The sequence below is a fragment of the Flavobacterium lotistagni genome (genome assembly GCF_011392125.1).
Classification (GTDB): domain Bacteria; phylum Bacteroidota; class Bacteroidia; order Flavobacteriales; family Flavobacteriaceae; genus Flavobacterium; species Flavobacterium lotistagni.
In genome coordinates this window covers 1-5,404 of sequence record NZ_JAAJBU010000022.1, presented here as the reverse complement: position 1 = coordinate 5,404, position 5,404 = coordinate 1, and the positions used below count along the sequence as shown (strand labels likewise).

The following is a 5,404-nucleotide window of genomic DNA, read 5'->3' as shown; positions in this document are numbered from 1 at the left end:
TTCTCTTAAAAAGGCGACGACATACTCTCCCACAAAATGCAGTACCATCTGCGCAGGCGGGCTTAACTTCTCTGTTCGGGATGGGAAGAGGTGAGCCCCGCCGCAATAACCACCTTAGGTTTTTAGCTTTCGGCTGACAGCTGTCAGCTTTGAGCTGCTCGCGATGAGCAAATATCTTAACATACTGAGATAAAGAAAAAAACAATATTCAATCTAGAAAGTGTCTTCCGGCCCTTGCGGGCCGGAGGAGCGTACATAAGCTTACGGGTTATTAGTACTACTCGGCTATGACATTACTGCCTTTACACCTGTAGCCTATCAACGTGGTCATCTTCCACGACCCTTAAAAGAAATCTCATCTTGTGGTGGGTTTCGCGCTTATATGCTTTCAGCGCTTATCCCTTCCCGACGTAGCTACTCTGCGGTGCCCCTGGCGGGACAACAGATACACTAGAGGTCAGTCCAATTCGGTCCTCTCGTACTAGAATCAGATCCACTCAAATTTCTAACGCCCACAGTAGATAGAGACCGAACTGTCTCACGACGTTCTGAACCCAGCTCGCGTGCCACTTTAATGGGCGAACAGCCCAACCCTTGGGACCTTCTCCAGCCCCAGGATGTGACGAGCCGACATCGAGGTGCCAAACCCCCCCGTCGATATGAGCTCTTGGGGGAGATCAGCCTGTTATCCCCGGCGTACCTTTTATCCTTTGAGCGATGGCCCTTCCATGCGGAACCACCGGATCACTATGCTCTACTTTCGTACCTGATCGACCTGTGTGTCTCTCAGTCAAGCTCCCTTATGCCATTGCACTCTTCGCACGGTTACCAAGCGTACTGAGGGAACCTTTAGAAGCCTCCGTTACTCTTTTGGAGGCGACCACCCCAGTCAAACTACCCACCAAGCACTGTCCCCCACAGCATGGGGTTAGGCTTCAGATAAGCAAAGGGTGGTATTTCAACAATGACTAACCTACGCCTGGCGACGCAGGATCGAAGTCTCCCACCTATCCTACACATCACTTATCCAAAGTCAATACTAAGCTATAGTAAAGGTGCACAGGGTCTTTTCGTCCCACTGCGGGTAAACGGCATCTTCACCGTTACTACAATTTCACCGAGCTCATGGCTGAGACAGTGTCCAGATCGTTACACCATTCGTGCAGGTCGGAACTTACCCGACAAGGAATTTCGCTACCTTAGGACCGTTATAGTTACGGCCGCCGTTTACTGGGGCTTCAATTCAATGCTTCTCCGAAGATAACATCTCCTCTTAACCTTCCAGCACCGGGCAGGTGTCAGGCCCTATACTTCATCTTACGATTTTGCAGAGCCCTGTGTTTTTGATAAACAGTCGCCTGGACCTCTTCACTGCGGCCAGCTTGCGCTGGCGACCTTTCTCCCGAAGTTACAGGTCTATTTTGCCTAATTCCTTAGCCATGAATCTCTCGAGCACCTGAGGATTCTCTCCTCGACTACCTGTGTCGGTTTACGGTACGGGTTGTTGTAATCTGAAGTTTAGAGGTTTTTCTTGGCAGCCTTTAGGCGCGCTATCTCTTTGTCCGAAGACTCCGAGTACTATCGCATTTCACCATTCTCTACGGATTTGCCTATAAAGAATATAGCTAAGTGCTTCAACGAACTATTCCGTCAGTTCGCGGCGCTTTCACCACTGCGTCACCCCATCACAATTACAACAAGTACGGGAATATTAACCCGTTGGCCATCGACTTCCCCTTTCGGGTGCGCCTTAGGTCCCGACTAACCCGCAGCTGATTAGCATAGCTGCGGAAACCTTAGTCTTTCGGTGTGCGTGTTTCTCGCACGCATTATCGTTACTTATGCCTACATTTTCTTTTCTATCCAGTCCAGCACCCCTTACGAGATACCTTCAACCCTGATAGAATGCTCCCCTACCACTTGTATTAATACAAATCCATAGCTTCGGTAGTATGTTTATGCCCGATTATTATCCATGCTCGTCCGCTCGACTAGTGAGCTGTTACGCACTCTTTAAATGAATGGCTGCTTCCAAGCCAACATCCTAGCTGTCTGGGCAGACAAACCTCGTTCTTTCAACTTAACATACATTTGGGGACCTTAGCTGATGGTCTGGGTTCTTTCCCTCTCGGACTTGGACCTTAGCACCCAAGCCCTCACTGCTGTGAAACATTATATAGCATTCGGAGTTTGTCAGGAATTGGTAGGCGGTGAAGCCCCCGCATCCAATCAGTAGCTCTACCTCTATATAACTATCATCAGCGCTGCACCTAAATGCATTTCGGGGAGTACGAGCTATTTCCGAGTTTGATTGGCCTTTCACCCCTACCCACAGGTCATCCGAAGACTTTTCAACGTCAACCGGTTCGGACCTCCACTGTGTGTTACCACAGCTTCATCCTGCCCATGGGTAGATCACACGGTTTCGCGTCTAACACTACTGACTTAAGCGCCCTATTCAGACTCGCTTTCGCTACGGATCCACATCTTAAATGCTTATCCTTGCCAGCAACGTTAACTCGTAGGCTCATTATGCAAAAGGCACGCCGTCACCCCACAAAAGGGCTCCGACCGCTTGTAAGCGTATGGTTTCAGGATCTATTTCACTCCGTTATTCACGGTTCTTTTCACCTTTCCCTCACGGTACTGGTTCACTATCGGTCTTCTGCGAGTATTTAGCCTTAGCGGATGGTCCCGCCAGATTCAGACAGGGTTTCACGTGCCCCGCCCTACTCAGGATACCACTATCCATTATACTTGTTACCCATACGGGACTATCACCCTCTCTGGTTAACCTTTCCAGGTTATTCCGGTTCCTTGTACATGAAATGTCGTGGTCCTACAACCCCAGTTGTGCCGTAACACCACTGGTTTGGGCTAATCCGCGTTCGCTCGCCACTACTTACGGAATCACTTTTGTTTTCTTCTCCTACGCCTACTTAGATGTTTCAGTTCAGCGCGTTCGCCCCTCTATCGAGGTAATACATCTTCAATGTATTGGGTTGCCCCATTCGGATATCTACGGATCAATGCGTGTGTGCCACTCCCCGTAGCTTTTCGCAGCTTATCACGTCCTTCTTCGCCTGCAGAAGCCTAGGCATCCCCCATACGCCCTTATTTTGCTTATTGTACTTTTTAGCTTTCAGCTATCAGCTATCAGCCGACAGCCTTAACTGTGTCTTTCTACTTGTTTGTATTTTCTTATCTCAATATGTCAATGAACGTTCTCAGCTAATAGCTGATAGCTGTCAGATGACAGCTTTTTGTGGAGAATATCGGAGTCGAACCGATGACCTCCTGCGTGCAAGGCAGGCGCTCTAGCCAGCTGAGCTAATCCCCCGTTTATTAGCCGTTAGCTATCAGCTATCAGCAGTTAGCGGATGTTGATGCCCAACTTCTAAAATTTCCTTAAGTATTAAAAAAAACAGCTTCTTTTCTATAGGCTGACAGCTGACCGCTGAAAGCTGATAGCTAAAAAAAGTAGTCCCGGGCAGACTCGAACTGCCGACCCCTACATTATCAGTGTAGTACTCTAACCAGCTGAGCTACGAGACTCTGTTTTCTTCTTTACTTCTTTTTATTTTGAACCAACAGCAGAGAGTAATCAAACCCTTTTCAATCTGTAAACTAGTGTCGTCTTTCTCTAGAAAGGAGGTGTTCCAGCCGCACCTTCCGGTACGGCTACCTTGTTACGACTTAGCCCTAGTTACCAGTTTTACCCTAGGCAGCTCCTTGCGGTCACCGACTTCAGGCACCCCCAGCTTCCATGGCTTGACGGGCGGTGTGTACAAGGCCCGGGAACGTATTCACCGGATCATGGCTGATATCCGATTACTAGCGATTCCAGCTTCACGGGGTCGAGTTGCAGACCCCGATCCGAACTGAGACCGGTTTTATAGATTCGCTCCTCCTTGCGAAGTGGCTGCTCTCTGTACCGGCCATTGTAGCACGTGTGTAGCCCAAGGCGTAAGGGCCGTGATGATTTGACGTCATCCCCACCTTCCTCACAGTTTGCACTGGCAGTCTTGTTAGAGTTCCCGACACTACTCGCTGGCAACTAACAACAGGGGTTGCGCTCGTTATAGGACTTAACCTGACACCTCACGGCACGAGCTGACGACAACCATGCAGCACCTTGTAAATTGTCCGAAGAAAAGTCTGTTTCCAAACCTGTCAATCTACATTTAAGCCTTGGTAAGGTTCCTCGCGTATCATCGAATTAAACCACATGCTCCACCGCTTGTGCGGGCCCCCGTCAATTCCTTTGAGTTTCAGGCTTGCGCCCGTACTCCCCAGGTGGGATACTTATCACTTTCGCTTAGCCACTGAAATTACTCCCAACAGCTAGTATCCATCGTTTACGGCGTGGACTACCAGGGTATCTAATCCTGTTCGCTACCCACGCTTTCGTCCATCAGCGTCAATCAACTAGTAGTAACCTGCCTTCGCAATTGGTATTCCATGTAATCTCTAAGCATTTCACCGCTACACTACATATTCTAGTTACTTCCTAGTAATTCAAGCCCTACAGTATCAATGGCCATTTCCCGGTTGAGCCGGGAGATTTCACCGCTGACTTATAAGGCCGCCTACGGACCCTTTAAACCCAATGATTCCGGATAACGCTTGGATCCTCCGTATTACCGCGGCTGCTGGCACGGAGTTAGCCGATCCTTATTCTTACGGTACCGTCAAGCCGGTTCACGAACCGGTGTTTCTTCCCGTACAAAAGCAGTTTACACACCATAGATGCTTCATCCTGCACGCGGCATGGCTGGTTCAGGCTTGCGCCCATTGACCAATATTCCTCACTGCTGCCTCCCGTAGGAGTCTGGTCCGTGTCTCAGTACCAGTGTGGGGGATCTCCCTCTCAGGACCCCTACCCATCGTTGCCATGGTAAGCCGTTACCTTACCATCTAGCTAATGGGACGCATGCCCATCTTTCACCGTTGGAACTTTAATAACAAAATGATGCCATCTCGTTATACTATGAGGTATTAATCCAAATTTCTCTGGGCTATCCCTCTGTGAAAGGTAGGTTGCATACGCGTTACGCACCCGTGCGCCGGTCTCATGGCCCGAAAGCCATTACCCCTCGACTTGCATGTGTTAAGCCTGCCGCTAGCGTTCATCCTGAGCCAGGATCAAACTCTTCATCGTATATTATTAGCATTACTGCTATCTTTTTAACGACTATCTAGCTTATTATTCAAATCTTACGATTCTCTTACTCTCTTTTACTGTCTTGATCATCAAAATCAAGACGGCTGTCAATCCAATATGTCTATGAACGTTTCTTCTTCTTTCTTCGCTTTCATTCTCAAAGCGGGTGCAAAAGTAAAGATTCTTTTTTCTTCTGCAAGGGTTTTTTGAAAATATTTTTTATTTTATTTTCTCTAACCT

Annotated in this window: 2 tRNA genes and 3 rRNA genes; all 5 read right to left on the bottom strand. The window is 48.5% G+C overall.

Features of this window, described 5'->3' with window-relative positions:
* Positions 1 to 8: 8 nt before the first annotated feature.
* Positions 9 to 117: ribosomal RNA gene (gene rrf, locus G4D82_RS14230) — 5S ribosomal RNA — on the bottom strand.
* A 134-nt stretch (positions 118 to 251) separates the two neighbouring features.
* Positions 252 to 3,129 (bottom strand): 23S ribosomal RNA (locus G4D82_RS14225).
* A gap of 137 nt (positions 3,130 to 3,266) precedes the next feature.
* A tRNA-Ala gene (locus G4D82_RS14220) sits at positions 3,267 to 3,340 on the bottom strand.
* Positions 3,341 to 3,481: 141 nt separating this feature from the next.
* Positions 3,482 to 3,555: transfer RNA gene (locus tag G4D82_RS14215), tRNA-Ile, on the bottom strand.
* 92 nt (positions 3,556 to 3,647) lie between these two features.
* Positions 3,648 to 5,161: ribosomal RNA gene (locus G4D82_RS14210) — 16S ribosomal RNA — on the bottom strand.
* The 16S, 23S and 5S rRNA genes sit together here with 2 tRNA genes alongside, the layout of an rRNA operon.
* Between the last annotated feature and the right edge of the window lie 243 nt (positions 5,162 to 5,404).